This window comes from Kocuria sp. MNB10 (assembly GCF_054073685.1).
Genome location: NZ_CM133411.1, coordinates 2,610,549 through 2,628,193, shown reverse-complemented (window position 1 = coordinate 2,628,193; position 17,645 = coordinate 2,610,549). Strand labels below are relative to the sequence as shown.

Sequence of the window (17,645 nt, the reverse complement as noted above, 5' to 3'; positions counted from 1 at the left end):
TCCGGATCAATGACCGAGCCGCGGCTCACGCGCTCTTGCGCAGCGCGACCATGAACATGGCGTCGGTTCCGTGGACGTGCGGCCACAACTGCACACTCGTACCCCCGCCGGGGACGTCGTGCCCCGCCGCCCGAGCGTCGTCGAGCGCGCCGGGCAGGGCGGCATCCACGGCGAGCTGCGCGGTATCCAGGACCGACACGTCGCCGCGCCGCGCCAGGACGTCCTGGAGCACGTCATGCGTCTCGGCGGTGTGCGGCGAACACGTGGCGTAGAGCACCACGCCGCCGGGGCGGGTGGCGTCCAGCGCGGCGTCGAGCAGCTCACGCTGCAGCGGGGTCAGATTCGCGACGTCCGACGGCGTGCGCCGCCACCGCGCTTCGGGACGACGCCGCAGCGCGCCTAGTCCGGTGCACGGCACGTCCACGAGCACGCGATCGAAACGTGCGTCCTGGCCGGACGGGATCTGCCGGGCGTCGCCGGTGCGGACGTGCCACGCCTCGTGGTCCACGGCCGACAGTGCCTGGCGCACGAGGTCGCTACGGTGCTCGCTGACCTCGTTGGCCAGCAACGTGGCACCGCGCTCGTGGGCCAATGCCGCGAGCAGCGCCGCCTTGCCGCCGGGTCCGGCGCAGAAGTCGGCCCACGCGCCGGCGTCATCGGCCACGGGCGCCTGTGCGAGCACGCGGGCCACGAGCTGGGAACCGGCGTCCTGGACACGCACCGTTCCCTCCCGCGTGCCCGGGACGCGGTGGACGTCTCCCCCGGCGCTGACCGCGCTGTTCGGGACCAGGTCACCGGGTTCGGCGCCTGCTGCGAGTGCGGGCTCGAGCGAGCCGATACCGGGCAGGGCCACGAGGTGCACACGGGGCGCCTCGTTGTCCGCTTCCAACAGGGCCTCGATCTCCGCGGTGTCTCGGCCGTTGGCGCGCAGGGACCGGCGCAACGCGCGAACCTCCCACACCGGGTGGGCGTGGCGGACACCGAGCTGCCGCAGCTCGTCGGTGTGCTCGGCGGCGAGCGCGTCCAGCCATTCGTCGTGGCTGCGCCGGGTCACCTTGCGCAGGACGGCGTTGACGAGTCCCGAGGGTCCCTGCCCGATCTCCCCGCGCACCAGACCCACGGTCGCGTCCAGCGCGGCGTGATCGGGGACGCGCATCGCGAGCAACTGGTGCACGCCCAGGCGCAGGGCGTCCAGCACCGCGGGGTCCAACTGGTCCAGCGGGCGGTCCACGCACTTCTCGAGCACGGCGTCCCACGTGCCACTCCACCGCATGGCCCCGTAGGCGAGCTCGGTCGCGAACGCCGCGTCCCGCTTGTCGAGGCGGTTTTCACGGACCAGGCGTGGCAGCACGAGGTTCCCGTAGGCGTCCTCCGAGTTGACCGCGCGCAGGGCCTGATATGCGGTCAGCCGTGCGGGATCGGAGCGCTTGCGACGCTGCGAGGGCGCGTGCGCGGAGTAAGAGCGCTCGTGCTGGGCCCGGCGGTTGCGCTCGTGGCCCTGGGCGTCGCGACGCGAGCCGTCCCCCGCTCGCCGATCCCTCCCGCCGGCCTCCCGGGGCGAGCGGTCGTCACCACGGCGCCCACCGGAGCCGCTGGGCGAGCGGTCGTCGCGGCCCCGGCCGCTGGCATCACAGAACGGACGATCGTCACGACGGCGGTTGTTCCCCCCAGACCGGTCGTTGCCGCTACCGGCGTGGCCGCGGTGCTGCTGGTCCCGACTCATCCGAAGGCCACCTGTTCCGTGTTCTGCTTGCCGCGCGCCCAGTCGAGGGCCGCCATGAGTTTCTTGCCATTGGGTTGCACGCGGGTCAGCTCCACGGCGTAGGACCCGGTGCCCACGAAGACCCGTTTCTCCCGCAGCTCCACGTGGCCCGGGGCGATCCCGGTGATCTCCGGGGCGGGGATCACGCGGTCGAGCTTGAAGCGCTGGCCGTCGAGTTCGGTCCACGCACCGGGTTCGGGGGTCACACCGCGCACCCGGTGAGCCACGGCCACGGCGGGATGTGACCAATCGACGCGCCCGTCCTGGGCCGTGAGTTTAGGGGCAGCGGTGGATTCACCGCGTTGCGGCGTGGGGTGCACGCGGCCCGAGGCCACACCGAGCAAGGATTCCACGAGCAGGGGCGAACCTTCATGTGCGAGCCGATCCAGGACCGACCCGGACGTGTCCTCCGGACGCACCTCGTCCGTAAGGGTGCCTACCACGGGGCCGGTGTCCATGCCGTCGTCCAGGACGAAGGTGGTGGCCCCGACCACGGAGTCCCCGGCCATGAGGGCCCGCTGCACCGGGGCGGCGCCGCGCCACTGGGGCAGGAGGGAGAAATGCAGGTTGATCCACCCGTCCTCGAAGACCTCCAGGGCCGGTCGCGGCAGCAGGGCGCCGTAGGCCACGACCGCCGCGATGCTCGCGCCGGTGTCACGCAGGGTGTCCAGGAGTTCACCCCGGACCCGATTGGCCTTGATCACGGGCAGTCCGAGCTCATCGGCCCGACGACCCACCGCGGACGGGGCCATGACCTTCTTGCGGCCCACAGGGGCGTCCTCACGGGTCAGCACCGCGGTGATCTCGATCCGGGGATCCTGGTGCAGTGCCTCGAGCGGGGGGACGGCGGTCTCCGGGGTTCCTGCGTACAGGATCTTGAGGGGCTGCTGTTTCGTGTCGGGGCTCATCGGGCATCACCCGCCGCGCCGAACGCGGAACCGGCCGTGTGTGCGGCGCCGGATGCGGCTCCCGAGGTGCGGGCCGCACCGAAAGCCGACCCAGCGGCGTCGTGTGCGTCCGGTGTTGAGTGACTCGCGCGCTGCGCCTCGCGTTCGCGCGTGACACGGGTGGTCGTGTCCGTGAACGACTGCGCGCGCAACTGCCGCATGGCGTCCTTGCGCTCGTCACCCACGAGACGGTCGACGTAGAGCATGCCGCCCAGGTGATCGTTCTCGTGCTGGAAGCAGCGGGCCAACAGGCCGGTGGCCTCACGGTGCACGGGCTCGCCGTTGCAATCCACCCCGGTGAGGACGGCGTGCTCGGCGCGGGGGGTCTCGTAGGACAGGCCCGGGACCGACAGGCAGCCCTCGCCGCCTTCCTGCGGCTCCTCCCCCATGCTCAGCTGGGGGTTGATCACGTGCCCTTCGTCCCCGTCGATGCCCCACGTGAAGACGCGCAATCCCACGCCCACCTGCGGTGCGGCCAGACCCACACCGCCCACGGCGTACATGGTCTCGAGCATGTCCCGGACGAGGGCAGCCAGGGTGTCGTCGAACTGCGTGACCTCCTGGGCCGGGGTGCGCAGGACGGGGTCACCGATGGTACGAATGCGCAAAATACTCACCGCGGAGTGCACTCCTCATGGGGGTCGTGGGACGGGGTGTGCCTGTCAGTCTACGGCGGGGCCCGCGACCGTCTCGGCCGCCACGACCTGCGTGCCGCCCGCCACACGACCCGTGGGGGAGGAATCCAGGGGCGGGGGCGCGATGCTGCGCAGTTGCGCCCCGGCGGTGGCCAATTGGGAATTGCGCGCCCACACCTTGGCCAGGGCGCAGAACTTGTACCAGTGCACGGGGAGGTGCTCGGGCGCGGCCTGCACGGTGAGCGCCTCGGTCTCACCGATCGCCACGGCCATCAAGACCTCCGCGTCCCGGTAGCGCCACGGTTCCCACTCCCCCGCCGTAGCGTCCACGAGGGATTCCTCGGCCTTGAGCCCGGCCACCAACTGGGTCACCACCTTGGGGTCCGGGGCCTTGACCCGCCCGGCGCGGTCGGTCCCGCGGGTCTTGTAGTCGATCAGACACACCTTGCCGCCGATGCGCGCCACGAGATCCAGCGTGCCGGCGTAGCCCACCGTGGAGTTCCATACCGTGATCTCCGCGGCCAGCGGTTCGGGGCGGAACAACTGCCACCATTGGTCCGCACTGTCCGCGAATCGGGTCTCGTGGTGTTCTGCGAGCGTGTCCCGGGCCCGGTCCACCTCGTGGTCGCGGCCCATGGCCCGCAGCGCGAGCTGCTCGCAGTAGTCGTGTACGCGGTCACCGCGCTGCGCCGCGTGGTCCCGGTGCCGCTCCGCCGCCTTGGCCGCGTGGTTCACGAGCGAACGACGACGCCGCGTGTCCCGGAGCGCGTCCGGCAACTGGGGATCCGTGGCCAGGGCCTGCGCTGCGGTGTAGGCGTACCAGCCCCCGAGGTCGTTGGCCTCGCACCCGATGACCGTGGTGATGGAGGGGACCTCGAGGTCCCCGCCCTCACTCCGGGTGTACATCCGGCCGGTGGCGGTCTGCTGGGCCAAGCGGGGTTGAGTCATGGGCTCAGCGTAGGAAGGGGTCCAGACACGGACAACGATCACCGACTCACCCGGGCGGAGTGGGCTCGGACGTCCGTCCAGGAGCCGGACTTCACGCGGCCGGGGCCGGACCGACCGGTCCGATCGGCCTTGGACGCGAAAGAACCCGGCCCCTCCAGGGACCGGGTTCCTCGTTACCGTGCGCGATACTGGGATCGAACCAGTGACCTCTTCGGTGTGAACGAAGCGCGCTACCGCTGCGCCAATCGCGCTTGCAACGTTGAAGACTCTAGAACACTTCGTCCGGGAACGGCAAATTCCTCGGCGTCCGCGATCGATTTGCCCGGACCCGTTCCGGTGGGTAATGTTCTTGCTCGTTGGCAACGCCCCGAAAGCGGAGTCCTCCGGTGGCAACACCCCGGATGGACAAACACGAAAGGGCATGAAGTCTTGTGATAAAGTTTCCGCTCGGAAGAACGGAGTACTGAGTTCCAGGGCCTCGATCGACCGACAATGCGGACGTAGCTCAGCTGGTAGAGCATCACCTTGCCATGGTGAGGGTCGCGGGTTCGACTCCCGTCGTCCGCTCGCAGTTTTCGACCCTGGTCGAGACCTGAGACCTTGTCCTTTCAAGGATCTGGTCCCCGGTGGGGTGGCCGAGTGGTTAGGCAGCGGCCTGCAAAGCCGTCTACGCGGGTTCGAATCCCGTCTCCACCTCGGTGCAACCACCTCGTTCAAGAGATTGAGCGCGATTGGCGCAGCGGTAGCGCGCTTCCCTGACACGGAAGAGGTCACTGGTTCGATCCCAGTATCGCGCACCAGACAAAGGCCCCGGAACACTACGTTCCGGGGTCTTCCGCGTGCCACCGCTGACCTACGACCCGGCGGTACGCACCGAGTGGGAGACATGGCCCAGGGCCCGCAGCACCCGGGTCAGCCGATTGTAGGAGACCATTCCCCGCACCGCGCGGGCCACGATGACGTCCCGAGACGGCGTCTCCCCCGCTCCACCGGTGACCCAGCGGCCCGCTTGCCACGTCCGGCCACCCCAGCTACGTGAGCATGTCCCGGATCATCGGATCCTCCCGGTCTCCGGGGGCCCGTCGGCCTCGGCAGGTGACCGGCCCGCGGCGAGCGCCTGGGCGATTTCGAGGGCGTCCATGAGCGGCCGCCGCGGATCGTCGATCAGGGTGACCAGCGCACGGATGTCGGGGATCGTGGCACCGGCCTCCTCCCGCAGTACCCGGATGAGCTGCAGGCGTTCCACGTGACCCTGATCGTAGTCCTGCCGCGTGGCGGTGAGCCTGGTACCGGCGGGCAACAGTCCCTCCCGACGGTAGAACTTAATGCTGGCCGTGGTGGTGTTGCTGACCTCGGCCAGGGCATTGAGCAGAATGACGCAACCCCCTCGGATAGTCGTCGACGCGTCAACTGTCCTGACGGCGCGCTGGATACCACAACCTTCATCCACCCCCACGGCCTGACGTGGCTGCACGGACTCGCCGCGTTCACCCTCTTCTCGGTGGGGTTGGCCATGTGGGGGATCCTGCACGGCGACGTCCGAATGCGCCGGCGGACCATGCTCGTGGGATCCCATGGCCACGACGCCCTCTCCCCTCTCACGCGTTCGGATCGACCACCCCTACGGCCACGACCAGGTCCTGCCAGCTCATGCCCACGCACTTGAACACGCGGGGCCGCGTCTCATCAGGGGCCACCGCGCCCGTGACGACGTCCGCGAGGTCCACGAGTGAATCCTCGTGTAATGAACTGTCGGCCACGGCCTGGATCACGTCCCCGGCTTCACGCATGGCGGTGGCCCGGTCCTCCACGACCACCTGGGCGCGACCCATGAGCGCGGAATCGAGCTCGCGGAACTGCGGCTCGTGGGATCCCATGGCCACGACGCACGCGGTGTCCGACACCAGGGCACCGTCGAAGAGGGGCTCCGCCGCCGACGTCGTGCACACCACTACGTCCGCGTCGCGTACCTCGCTCGCGTCCCCCGATCGGGCCGCGAGACCCAGCGTGCGGGCGTAGTCGACGGCGGCGTCCACCTTGCGCGGAGTCCGGCCGCACACCACGACCTCCGTGAACGAGCGGATCTCGGCGAATGCCGCGATGTGGGCGAGCGCCTGCGGCCCCGTGCCGAACACCACGAGCTTGGTCGCCTCCTTCGGGGCCAGGTAATCGGTGGCCACGGCCGAGATCGCGGGGGTCCGTAGGGTGGTGAGGACGTTGCCTTCCAGCAGAGCTCGAAGACTCAGGGTGGCCGAGTCCATGAGCATGTAGGTGGCCTGGATGCGGGGCAGATCGCGTTCGGGATTCCCGGGCGAGACCGATGCGACCTTGATGCCTGCCCAGTCACCAATGACCGACGGCATCAACAGCAGGTGGCCCTCGCCGGCGGGGACATTGCTGCGCGCGGGGTCATCTTCCGGGCGGAATCCGGAACGCAGCGTGGCTTCGAGAAGCCGACGTGCACGCTCGGCGGGAACCGCCCGCACGATCTGTTCCTCGGTGTACCACGCGGGTGCACCCTGGATTCCTGTCGCGCACTGCTCCTGGGGGGTCGATCCCTCGGTGGTCATGATGCGGTTCCCCCCAGGGATGCGGTGCTCCGGCATTGGCCGATTCACTGTCTCGACTGTTCCGTCAGCATATCCCCGACCAGGACCGGACTTCAGAGAAAAACTCCCGCCCCACCCGGGTAAGAGACCCGGGCGGGGCGGGAGCGGCGTCGTCGCCGACGCGGTGCCGTCAGGAGACGGCGGGGATCACAACATGCAGGAGACGCAGCCCTCGACCTCGGTACCCTCGAGCGCCAGCTGGCGGATGCGGGAGTAGTACATGGTCTTGATGCCCTTGCGCCACGCGTAGATCTGCGCGCGGTTGATGTCGCGCGTGGTGGCGGTGTCCTTGAAGAACAGCGTGAGGGACAGGCCCTGGTCCACGTGCTGGGTCGCTGCGGCGTACGTGTCGATGATTTTCTCGTAGCCGATCTCGTACGCGTCCTGGAAGTACTCCAGGTTCTCGTTGTCCATGAACGGCGCCGGGTAGTACACACGCCCGAGCTTGCCCTCCTTGCGGATCTCGATCCGCGAGGCGATCGGGTGGATCGAGGACGTGGAGTTGTTGATGTACGAGATGGACCCCGTGGGCGGGACCGCTTGCAGGTTCTGGTTGTACATCCCGTCCGCCATGACCTTCTCGCGCAGCTCACGCCAGTCGTCCGCGGTGGGCAGGGCGATGCCCGCCCGCTCGAACAGCTCGGCGACGCGCGGCGTGGCGGGCTCCCACACGCCGTCGACGTACTTGTCGAAGAACGTGCCGCTCGCATAGGCCGACTTCTCGAAGCCCACGAAGGACTCGCCGCGCTCCTTGGCGATCAGGTTGGACGCGCGGATCGCGTGGTAGGTCACCGCGTAGAAGTACATGTTGGTGAAGTCCACGCCCTCGGTCGAGCCGTAGTGGATGTGCTCCTTGGCGAGGTACCCGTGCAGGTTCATCTGCCCCAGGCCCACCGCGTGGGACATCTCGTTGCCGCGCCGGATGGAGGGCACCGAGTCGATGTTGGACATGTCCGAGACCGCCGTGAGACCGCGGATCGCGATTTCGATGCTCGCGCCGAAGTCCTGGGACTCCATGGCCATGGCGATGTTCATGGACCCCAGGTTGCACGAGATGTCCTTGCCCACCTGCGCGTACGTGAGGTCCTCGTTGTACACGGAGGGCTCGGAGACCTGGAGGATCTCGGAGCACAGGTTGGACATGATGATCTTGCCGTCGATGGGGTTGGCGCGGTTCACCGTGTCCTCGAACATGATGTACGGGTACCCGGACTCGAACTGCACCTCCGCCACGGTCTGGAAGAACTCGCGGGCGTTGATCTTCCTCTTGGCGATGCGGGAGTCGTTCACCATCTCGTGGTACTTCTCGCTCACGTTGACGTCCGCGAACGGCACGCCGTAGATCCTCTCCACGTCGTACGGGGAGAACAGGTACATGTCCTGGTCCTTCTTGGCCAGCTCGAACGTGATGTCCGGGATGACCACACCCAGCGAGAGGGTCTTGATGCGGATCTTCTCGTCCGCGTTCTCGCGCTTGGTGTCCAGGAAGTTGAGGATGTCCGGGTGGTGGGCGTTCAAGTACACCGCGCCGGCGCCCTGGCGGGCACCCAGCTGATTGGCGTAGGAGAAGGAGTCCTCGAGCAGCTTCATCACGGGGATGACACCGGAGGACTGATTCTCGATCATCTTGATGGGCGCACCGGACTCGCGCAGGTTGGTCAGCGCGAACGCCACGCCACCGCCGCGCTTGGACAGCTGCAGCGCGGAGTTGATGTTGCGCCCGATCGACTCCATGTTGTCCTCGAAGCGCACCAGGAAGCACGAGACGAGCTCGCCGCGCTGCTTCTTGCCCGCGTTGAGGAACGTGGGCGTGGCCGGCTGGAACCGCCCGGAGATGATCTCCGCCACGAGCCGCTGCGCGAGGGCCTCGTTCCCGTCCGCGAGGTACAGGGACACCATGACCACGCGGTCCTCGAACCGTTCCAGGTAACGCTGACCATCGAAGGTCTTGAGCGTGTATGACGTGTAGAACTTGAACGCGCCCAGGAAGGTCTGGAACCGGAACTTGTAGCCGTAGGCCTGCTTGGACAGCGCCTTCACGAACTCGAAGCTGTACTTCTCGAGCACCTCGGCCTCGTAGTACTGGTGGTCCACGAGGTACTTGAGCTTCTCCTCGAGGTCGTGGAAGAACACGGTGTTCTTGTTCACGTGCTGCAGGAAGTACTGTCGCGCGGCCTGGCGGTCGGCCTCGAACTGGATCTTGCCGTCCGCGTCGTAGAGGTTCAACAGCGCGTTGAGCTCGTGGTAGCCCAGCCCGCGGTACTTCTCGGGGCAGGTGGGATCCTCGTGACCGGGTTCGACGCTCACGCCCGGGGTTGCATGGATGCTTGCCAAAACTTGTCCAATCCTTGGGTAACCTTCTCGACGTCCTCGTCGGTTCCCATGAGCTCGAACTTGTAGAGCAGGGGAACCTGACACTTGGCTGCGACCTTCTCCGCGGCGACGCAGAACAGGGGGCCGAAGTTGGTGTTGCCCGCGCCGAGCACCCCCAACAGGTGCGCGCGCGAGACGGGATCGTTGAGAAACTTCACGACTTGCGGTGGGACCGATCCCGCTCCCCCGGGACGCCCGTAACTGGGCACTGCCAGCACGTAGGGTTCGTCAATGCGGGGAGCGGTTTCGGTGGTCTTCAGGGGCAACCGGACGGACCGCACCGGGAGTTTGGTGACGAACCTGTCCGTGTTGCGCGTCACGGAGGAGAAGTACACCACTAGGGGTGCATCATCCCCCGCGACGACGGGTGTGCGATGGAGTTCCCGCTCCTTCGCCTGGGCGAGAACCGTGGCGAGAGCACTCATGCCGGGTCACTTCGATTCTGGGGGGGTCGTACCAATTCGTGTGATTCCGGGGGCGGGCTGGCGGTGAGGTTCGGGGCCACTCGCCCGGGTGGTGCCGGGCCGCCCGCGGCGGCCCGTCCGTTTCCGGCTCAGGCGGAGCGCAGCAGGGCCAGCGAGTTGATCTTGTCCGGGCGGAAGCCGGACCAGTGCTCGGTGGCGGTCTCCACGACGGGGACCTGCTGGTATCCCAGGCCCACCACATGCTCGTAGGCGGCGGTGTCCTCGGTGACGTCCACGACGGTGTAGTCGATGCCCTTCTTGGTGAGAGCACGGTAGGTGGCGTTGCACTGGACGCACGACGGCTTGGAATACACGGTGACAGACATAGCCCATTCTCCTTGCGGGAAGTACCAATTTTCGGGCGCTTCCGGGGCCGTTCGGCTCTGGATCCGGGTGGTGCGCCAGGTGGTTGAAGATCTACGTCAATACTACATCTAGTGTCGTGTGCCGGAACAGGACCCAACATGATGTGGTCGTGTGATCCACAGGGGGATGTCGCCTTTTCCCCGGGTTGTCCACAGGGACCGCGTCCGGGAGCCCTGAGAACACGCGGTTCTCGCGGGGCCCATGTGGACAAGACGGGCGGGGGAAGTCACGAAAATTTTTTTTGCACAGCGTGTCTCACGCGCCGCGCAGCACGTCCTCGAGAGAGCGGGGCGCGTGCCCGGTGAGTATCTGGACGTCATTCGTGACGCGCGAGAGCTCCCCCGAGGCGATCGCCGTGTACGTGGAGAGCCAGCCCTCCATCTGCCACGGCTCGGGGTCGTAGCCAGCGCGGGACGCCCGGGCCTGCTCGAGGGTCTCGGGCTCGTAGCGGTGGTCCTGCCCCGTCACACGGGTCATGATCCGCGCCATTTCGTCCAGGGTGAGCGCACTGGGACCGGTCAGGGTGTAGGCCGCGCGCTCGTGCCCTCGCGGATCCAGCAGCACCGCGAGCGCGGCGTCGACGACGTCGGCGCGGGCCACCGCCGCGACCCGCCCGTCCCCGGCGGGCCCGCGCAGGACGCGGTCGGCACTGACGAAGTCCGGGAAGACGTCCAGGTAGAAATTGTCCCGCAGGAAGGTGTACTCGAGACCGGCGCGCTCGATGGCCTGCTCCGTGGCGTAGTGGGTGCGGGCGAACGTGAAGGTCGCGTCCGGTGCGGGTGCAGCGAAGGACGTGTAGACCACCCGGCGCACGCCCGCGCGGGACAGCGCCTCGACCATGGCCAGTTGCTGTTGCTTGCGATCCGCCGATTCGGACGCGGACACCAGGAACACAGTGTCCAGTCCCGCCATCGACTCCGCGGCCCCGTCCGGGTCGGCGAAGTCCATGGTGGCGGCGTCGAGCAGGCCGTTCGCTGCGGCCACGTGGGACGCGACCCGGTGCGGGGAACGCACGAGCAGCCGGTGGGCGACGCCGCGTTCTTCAAGCCGGCGCGAGACGGCCCCGCCGATGCGTCCTGTGGCGCCGGTGATGCCGAGGGTCGTGTGTGCCATGGTTCCTCCGTTCGGGGGTGCATCCGACAATGTGCTCGGGGCGGGTCGACGGGCGCCCGGATCGGGGCGCCCCCGTGGCCCGCGCGGGTTCAGAGCAACCCGGCGTCCTTCAGCTGATCCGAGATGGAGGCGCCGTCGTTGGCCTCGATCCACAGCGTGCCTTCCGGAACGGTCACGTGATGGCCCTCCGAGGCGCGGGTGCCCGCGGCCAGGACGGCCTCGGTGGGTGAGAGGTTGCGGATCACGATGGCGGCCACCGAGTCCGGGTGACGCTGCGCGAAGCCCGAGTAGATCTGCGGATCGTGCTGACCGTCGTCGCCGATCAGGATCCACCGCACGTGGGGGAAGTTGCGCGCCAGCCGCTGCAGGTTCTGCACCTTGTGCTGGGAACCAGACCGGAACCAGCGCTCCGTGGTGGGCCCCCAATCGGTGAGCAGCAGCGCTCCGGCGGGGTACGCGTTGCGCGTGAGGAACCGACGCAGGGTGGGCGCCACGTTCCACGCCCCCGTGGAGAGATAGAGGAAGGGTGCGTGCGGATGGCTGCGGCGCAGCCGGTCCATCATGGTGGACATCCCCGGCGTGGGGATGCGCGCGTGCTCGTTGGCCACGAACGAGTTCCAGGCCGCGAGCATGGGGCGGGGCAGGGCGGTGACCATCACGGTGTCGTCCACGTCGCACACGACCCCCACGTGCTGCTCGTCCGAGACCACGGTGACCTTGGCCTCCGTGACCTCCGAGCCCTCGGCCTGCATGTAAATGGTGTGCACCCCGGGGGTCATGGAGACCTTGAGGTCCACGTCGATCACGCCGCCCTTGTCCGCCACGAGGTGGAACTCGTGCTCGCCCAACCACACGTTGACGTGGGCGAACGCGAAGGGCACGGACGTGAAGGAACGCCACCCGCGGATCGACTCCGCGGCGTCCTCGGTGTCCTCGATCAGCAAGCCCGTCTTGAGGAGCACACGCCCCAGGGCCCGCACGTAGCGGGGGCTGCCGTAGCCGTCGAAGGCGAGCATGGTGGGGATGTCCCCGCGCTGCACGGCCCGTCCCTGACGCCATCGCTGCAGCTTCTGGTCGAAGCGGTACGCGATGTTGATCGCCTCTTCCGTGACCTGGTCCACGGTCTGCAGCAGATCTCCTCCGCCACTGTTTTTCGCCATGCCTCACAGTTTTGCACAGCACTCCCGGCCCACGACGTCGCGGCGTACCGTGCCGCGGACGACGGCGCGCGGCGTCGTGGAGCGGGGCCGTGCCGTCGAACCCCTGGCAGGGCTGCGGGCAGGGCGTCGGGCCCCGGGCGCGAGGACGGACCCGGGGCCCGGCCCCGGTGCCCGCGGCTCAGCCGCGCACGTAGCGCGGGAAGCGCTCGGGGTGGTCGATGGGCTGGGTCTCGGGGCTCATGTCGATCCCGAGGTCCTTGGCGAAGACCAGGCGTGTGCGGGTGTAGACGCGCTTGGTGCGCTCGTCGAGCTCGAACACGCGGGCACCGCGCAGGGTGTGCTCGTCACGGGTGCCGTCGTTGAACCCGTAGGTCCCGAAACCCGTGCCGGGGCCGTAGCCCAGTTCGACCCCGAAGTAGTTGCCCATGTAGGTGTTGATGTGGTCGTGGCCGCAGTACAGGCCCAGGACGTCCCCGCGTTCCAGGACCGCGGCGTAGATCCCCGAGTTGACCATGCCCGTGTAGACGTTCTCGTGCTTCTCCCCCACGATCCCGTGACGCTTCACGGCGGCCGCGTGCCCGGACTCGTCCGAAGTGAACTGCTGACCGAACCACATGTGGTGGTGCTCCCACGTGGGGATGTGGAAGTACATGAGCCCCGGGATCTTCTTCCCGTAACGGCGCTCGGCCTCCACCGAGAGGTCGTTGTACCAGCGGATCTGCTGGGGACGGATCCAGTCGTAGCCCATGAGACCCTCACGGTCCTGCCCGCCGGGGCGTTCCTCCGCGTACCGGCCGGAGTCCAGCAACCACACGGCAAACGCGGGGGCGTGGCCGCGGGACCCGCGGATCAACAGCTGGGCGTTGGACGAGCCGAAGACCTTCTGGTCGTCCCCGGGGTTGAGGTTGTGTTTGTACTGGCGCACGAACTCGACCAACTGCGGTTCACGCATCCCGGTGCCGTGCTCCTCGGTGGAGTCCTCGTCGTGGTTGCCGAATGTCACCGCCCACTTGATGCCCCGGGACTCCATGGGCAGCACCACGTTGTTCACGGCCTGCTTGACCTCGCGGTCGGTGCGTGGGGAACCGTCGATCACGTCCCCGTTGATCAGCACGAACTGGGGCTTCTCCCGGTCCAGCACCTTGTTCATGAGCTCGATGGTGCGCCGGTCGGCGCGTGGGCCGTCCTGGGTGTCGTTGAACTGGACGATCTTGAACCTGCCGTTGCGCCCGAAGGAGAGGGGCATCCGACTGTGACCGTGGCCGTGCTGGGTCACAAGCGCCGGTGCCGCGTAGGCGGTCGACGGCGCGGCGGCGAGCACACCGGCGGCCGCGATGGCGCTGCCTCCGGTGATCAGGTTCCGGCGCGAGGGACGTGAGGTGTTTTCGGTCATGTGGTGCTCCTGGTGCGAAGGGTTCCGACCGCTGCGGGCGGAGGGGGTCCGGCTACTACGGGCGGTGAGCATCCGACCGCGACGGGCGGTGGGTGAGTCACACGCTAGGGTCACCGCGTTACGGCCACGTGGCGCCCCGGTGTCCCATGGGGCACGAGCCGCGCGCCGGTTATTCACCTTCTGACCTGGGGTTTCACCTCCGTTCTGGTGCGGGGGTGCGCACCGGCGACGGCGCTGTCCCCCTGGGGAGCGCGGCCCCGGGAGGCACCGGGCCGTTCGGGGCCGTGGCTGCGGCGTCGTCCGGGGCCCTCAGCGGACTCCGGTCGCGGCGGACGGGACGGTGTGGGCCGCGAACCCAGCAGGGACCGGGGATCCGGGAGGGTCTCCGGGCGGGAAAGGTCCCACGCCTGGGCCGCCTGGATCCCGATCCCCCGCGGGCCCGTGCGGCGCGTGTGGCCGTGGACCAACAGCAGCGTGGGGGCGAACAGTACCTCACCGGAGGCGGCCTGGGCCTCGTCGAAAAACGTGCAGTCCACGGCCCCGGAGCCGTCGTCCAAGGAGATGAAGACCACGCGTTTGCCGCTGCGCATGGGCGGGGTCATGGTGGAGACCCGCACGCCAGCTACGATCACCTCGGTGCCGTTGCGCAACCCCAACAGGTCCTCGGCGCGGGTGGCCCCGTAGGAACGCATGAGCTCACCGTGCGAGTCCATGAGGTGGGCGCTGACCTCGATGCGCATGGTGTCCATCTCCGCTTTGACCCGCTCCCCCGTGCTCGGTTCAGGCAGCCGCGCCGGAAGGGCGGCCAGGTCCACGTCCCCGAGGGGCAGGGCCAGCTGCCCCTCCCCGGGCTGCGCACGGGCCGAGGTCCCGCGCCCGGTCGCAGGCCGATCCGCCTGTTCCCGCAGGAAGTGGACCATGTCCGTGTGGGAGGCCCGCGTCTCGGCGCGGTGCAACAGGGAGTCCAGGGCGCCCGCCTCCGCGAGCCGTTGCAGCGTGCGCCGGGTGGGCCGGGCGCGCACCCGCAGTTCGGCGAGGGTGCTGTAGGGCTGGGCGGCCACGAGCCGTTCGATCTCCGCGGCGCTGATCCCCGCGATGGAACCCAGGGACATGCGGATCCCCCACGCACCGTCCTGGGTGTGGGGGATCCCCCGGTCCAGGTCCCCCGAGACCACGGTCCCTGGCCGCGGCGTGACCGACTCCACCCGGTGGTGGTCCGTGCTGCGGTTGACGTCCGGGCCCAGCACGGGGATCCCCATGCGGCGGGCCTCCCCCACGAGCAGGCGGGCGGGGTACATCCCGGGGTCATGTTCCCACACCCCGGCCATGAACGCCTCCGGGTGATGGGTCTTCAACCACGCCGACTGATAGGTGGGCACCGCGAAGGCCACCGCGTGGGCCTTGCAGAAACCGAAACTGCCGAACGCGTGCAGGATCCCCCACACCGTGTCGATCACGTCCGGGGCGTAGCCGCGAGCGCGGGCGCCGTCGCGGAAAGCGGTTTCCACGGGCTCCTCCGAGGCAGAGCCGAGCAGTCGCCGCCAGATGTCCGCGCGGGCCAGACCACACCCGGTCATCCGGTCCATGATGCGCATGATCTGTTCGTGGTAGACGGCCACCCCGCGGGTCTCGGCGAGGATCTCCTGGAGGTCCGGGTGGGGGTAGGTGGGCGTGGACCAGCCGTGGCGGGCGTTGAGGTAGGGCCGGACCATGGCGGCCTGCATGGGCCCGGGGCGGAACAGGGAGATGTCCACGACGAGGTCGTTGAACTCCTCCGGTCCCATGGTCCCGATCAGTTCCCGCTGCCCGGGGGACTCGATCTGGAAGCACCCCAGGGTGTGGGTGGAACTGATCAGCCGGAAGGTGTCGGGGTCGTCCCGGGGCATGGTGTCGAGGCTGGGCGGGGGTTCGTGGGGTCGCAACCGGGTGATCTCCTCCACGGCGTGGGCCAGGGTGGACTGCATGCGCACGCCCAGTATGTCGAGTTTGATCAGCCCCATGGGGTCCATGTCGTGCTTGTCGTACTGGGACATGGGCAGCCCGATCCCGCTGGCCTGCACGGGGGTGCGCTGCAACAGGGTGGTGTCGGAGAGGATCACCCCGCACGGATGCATGGAGATGTGCCGGGGTAGTCTGTCGAGGCGTTCGGTGAGATCCACGAGCAGGTCCAACTGCCGGTTGCTGCGCAGCCGCTCCGCGAGCGGGGCGAGTTCGGGCCGGCGTGCGATCTCCTCCCGCAGGGTGCCCCCGGGCACGCGCCACAACTGGGTGGCCACGTGGTCCACCTCCTGGGCCTCGAGCCCCAGTGCCAGTCCGGCGTCCCGCACGGCTCCGCGGGAGCGGTAGGCGTTCTGCATGCTCATGAGCGTGACGCGGCGGGGGCCGAAGCGTTCGAAGATCCGGTGGTAGACGGCGTGGCGTTGCGCGCTCTCCATGTCGATGTCGATGTCCGGCAGGCTGGGGCGCAGCGGGGAAAGGAAGCGCTCGAAGACGAGGTCGTACTCGAGCGGATCCGCCGGTGAGATCCCCAACAGGTGGACCACCAGGGACGAGACCCCGGAACCGCGGGCGGCGTGACGCACACCCATGCCGCTCATCAGTTCCGAGACCTCCCCCACGGTCAGGAAGTACCCGGCGAAGCCGAGCTGGGCGATCACCGCGAGTTCCCGTTCCAACCGTCCGCGCAGGGACTCCCGGTTGAGTCCGGGCACGGTGCGGTCCCAGTCCTCGCCGGCATGCAACCGGGCGAGTCCCGCGTAGCAACGCTGGGCCAGTTCCCGGTCCGGGTCACCGCTCACCCCGATCACCGAGGCCTCCGGGATCACCGGACGGTCCACCCCGAGATCCCCCTCCGGATCCAGACGGCAGCGCTGGGCCAGGTGGTGGGTGTCCGCGAGCAGCGCGCCGTGTCCCGCCTGACCGTGGTCCGCGGCGAGGGCGATCTCCCGGGCCAGCAGACTCATCTCGTCACCGTCCTTGAGCCAGCCCTGCCCGTTGGGTTGCAGCACACCGCGATCCGCCCCGGCCAGTTCGTCGAGGGACATCAAGGTCCGGGCGGCATCCAGGACGTCCGCGGTCACGGCCTGCCCCGGGTGGGCGTAGCGCACGGCGTTGCTGAGCACCACGGGCAGCTGCGCCTGCCGCCCGATCTGGAACATCCGCACCGCGTGCCCCATGCTCAGAGGCGCACCCTGGGGCGCCAGGTGGGTCACCGTCTCCACCACGAGGGTCCCCGCGGGCAGCGCGTGACGCCATCGGTTCAGCGCGGTGCGCGCCGCGTGGTAGTGCCGTCCCACGAGCAGCCGACCCACGTCCGAGTCCGGGCCGAGCAGCACCACGAGCCCGGGATCACCGTGGCGCGCCGCACGATGCACGTGCCGCGCCAACTGCTCCGCGCTGAGTCCGATGGGGTGGGCCGCGTGCCGGTCATGAGCCCGGTGGGCGGCGGAGACCACCCGGCACAGGGCCGCGTACCCGGCTCCCCCGTTGCGTCCCGTGGCCAGGACCACCGCCCGGCCGATCACCACGGGTGCCGCCGGACGACGTCGCTGTCCGGCCGCCCGGCCCTGCGCGCCTCCCGCGCCGGCGCGCGGGGTCCGCAGCAGGGCGATGTCCACACCCAGGACGGGAGCGAGACCGTGCGCGCGGCATGCCAGCACGTGTTTGACGGCACCGTAGAGGCCGTCCCGGTCCGTGCACGCGAGGACCTGTGCTCCCTGGGACGCGGCCGCCCGGGCGAGTTCTTCCGGACGCGCCACACCGTAGTGCGCACTGAAGGCCGAGGCCACGTGAAGATGGGGGAACCACATGCCCATATTCGAAACTTTATTCGAACTTCTGTCAATCGCGGACGGCTCCGCGGGCGACATGAAGTG

The 17,645-nt window shown here is 68.9% G+C and carries 13 protein-coding genes and 4 tRNA genes; 3 read left to right on the top strand and 14 right to left on the bottom strand.

All coding sequences use genetic code 11. The annotated features are described in order from the left end of the window. Positions 1-25 precede the first annotated feature (25 nt). From ACW9PK_RS11955 to ACW9PK_RS11935, 5 genes are all read right to left on the bottom strand, one after another. The gene (locus ACW9PK_RS11955) at positions 26-1,723 is read right to left on the bottom strand and encodes a transcription antitermination factor NusB (protein ID WP_457015983.1); all 1,698 of its coding nucleotides are present in this window, start codon (positions 1,721-1,723) and stop codon (positions 26-28) included. Further along, positions 1,720-2,670 (bottom strand): methionyl-tRNA formyltransferase, encoded by a 951-nt coding sequence (locus ACW9PK_RS11950; RefSeq protein WP_457015982.1) that lies wholly within the window; start codon positions 2,668-2,670, stop codon positions 1,720-1,722. Before ACW9PK_RS11950 ends, ACW9PK_RS11955 begins: the two co-directional genes overlap by 4 nt. Next, positions 2,667-3,326, bottom strand: a complete 660-nt coding sequence (gene def, locus ACW9PK_RS11945) for a peptide deformylase (RefSeq protein ID WP_457015980.1) — start codon at positions 3,324-3,326, stop codon at positions 2,667-2,669. The genes ACW9PK_RS11950 and def overlap by 4 nt, the downstream gene beginning before the upstream one ends. Positions 3,327-3,371: 45 nt before the next feature. Next, on the bottom strand, positions 3,372-4,292 hold the full coding sequence (locus ACW9PK_RS11940; RefSeq protein ID WP_457015979.1) for a cytochrome: 921 nt from the start codon (positions 4,290-4,292) through the stop codon (positions 3,372-3,374). Positions 4,293-4,471: 179 nt separating this feature from the next. After that, positions 4,472-4,543, bottom strand: a tRNA-Val gene (locus ACW9PK_RS11935). Positions 4,544-4,786: 243 nt separating this feature from the next. Between ACW9PK_RS11935 and ACW9PK_RS11930 the strand changes: the two genes are divergently transcribed. The 3 genes from ACW9PK_RS11930 (at position 4,787) to ACW9PK_RS11920 (ending at position 5,092) form a co-directional block, all read left to right on the top strand. After that, a tRNA-Gly gene (locus ACW9PK_RS11930) sits at positions 4,787-4,859 on the top strand. 58 nt (positions 4,860-4,917) lie between these two features. Continuing rightward, a tRNA-Cys gene (locus ACW9PK_RS11925) sits at positions 4,918-4,988 on the top strand. A gap of 29 nt (positions 4,989-5,017) precedes the next feature. Further along, a tRNA-Val gene (locus ACW9PK_RS11920) sits at positions 5,018-5,092 on the top strand. Between the two features lie 251 nt (positions 5,093-5,343). On the opposite strand, the gene ACW9PK_RS11915 is transcribed toward ACW9PK_RS11920, so the two are convergent. The 9 genes from ACW9PK_RS11915 to ACW9PK_RS11875 form a co-directional block, all read right to left on the bottom strand. Continuing rightward, positions 5,344-5,868, bottom strand: coding sequence for a MerR family transcriptional regulator (locus ACW9PK_RS11915; protein ID WP_457017221.1), 525 nt, complete (start codon positions 5,866-5,868; stop codon positions 5,344-5,346). 22 nt (positions 5,869-5,890) lie between these two features. Continuing rightward, positions 5,891-6,862, bottom strand: coding sequence for an ornithine cyclodeaminase family protein (locus ACW9PK_RS11910; RefSeq protein WP_457015978.1), 972 nt, complete (start codon positions 6,860-6,862; stop codon positions 5,891-5,893). Positions 6,863-7,048: 186 nt separating this feature from the next. After that, positions 7,049-9,208, bottom strand: a complete 2,160-nt coding sequence (gene nrdE, locus ACW9PK_RS11905) for a class 1b ribonucleoside-diphosphate reductase subunit alpha (protein WP_144996557.1) — start codon at positions 9,206-9,208, stop codon at positions 7,049-7,051. Beyond that, positions 9,205-9,699, bottom strand: coding sequence for a class Ib ribonucleoside-diphosphate reductase assembly flavoprotein NrdI (gene nrdI / locus ACW9PK_RS11900; protein ID WP_064846809.1), 495 nt, complete (start codon positions 9,697-9,699; stop codon positions 9,205-9,207). Before nrdI ends, nrdE begins: the two co-directional genes overlap by 4 nt. A gap of 128 nt (positions 9,700-9,827) precedes the next feature. Beyond that, positions 9,828-10,064 carry a glutaredoxin-like protein NrdH gene (nrdH, locus tag ACW9PK_RS11895; RefSeq protein ID WP_035962144.1) on the bottom strand — a complete coding sequence of 79 codons (237 nt, stop codon included), beginning with the start codon at positions 10,062-10,064 and terminating at the stop codon, positions 9,828-9,830. Between the two features lie 295 nt (positions 10,065-10,359). Beyond that, on the bottom strand, positions 10,360-11,217 hold the full coding sequence (locus tag ACW9PK_RS11890) for an NmrA family NAD(P)-binding protein (RefSeq protein ID WP_457015977.1): 858 nt from the start codon (positions 11,215-11,217) through the stop codon (positions 10,360-10,362). A gap of 89 nt (positions 11,218-11,306) precedes the next feature. After that, positions 11,307-12,377, bottom strand: a complete 1,071-nt coding sequence (locus ACW9PK_RS11885) for an App1 family protein (protein WP_085108702.1) — start codon at positions 12,375-12,377, stop codon at positions 11,307-11,309. Between the two features lie 178 nt (positions 12,378-12,555). Further along, positions 12,556-13,770 carry a metallophosphoesterase family protein gene (locus ACW9PK_RS11880; RefSeq protein ID WP_368844205.1) on the bottom strand — a complete coding sequence of 405 codons (1,215 nt, stop codon included), beginning with the start codon at positions 13,768-13,770 and terminating at the stop codon, positions 12,556-12,558. A 173-nt stretch (positions 13,771-13,943) separates the two neighbouring features. After that, positions 13,944-17,579: a DNA polymerase III subunit alpha gene (locus ACW9PK_RS11875; RefSeq protein ID WP_457015976.1), complete on the bottom strand. Its 3,636-nt coding sequence runs from the start codon at positions 17,577-17,579 to the stop codon at positions 13,944-13,946. Positions 17,580-17,645 lie beyond the last annotated feature (66 nt).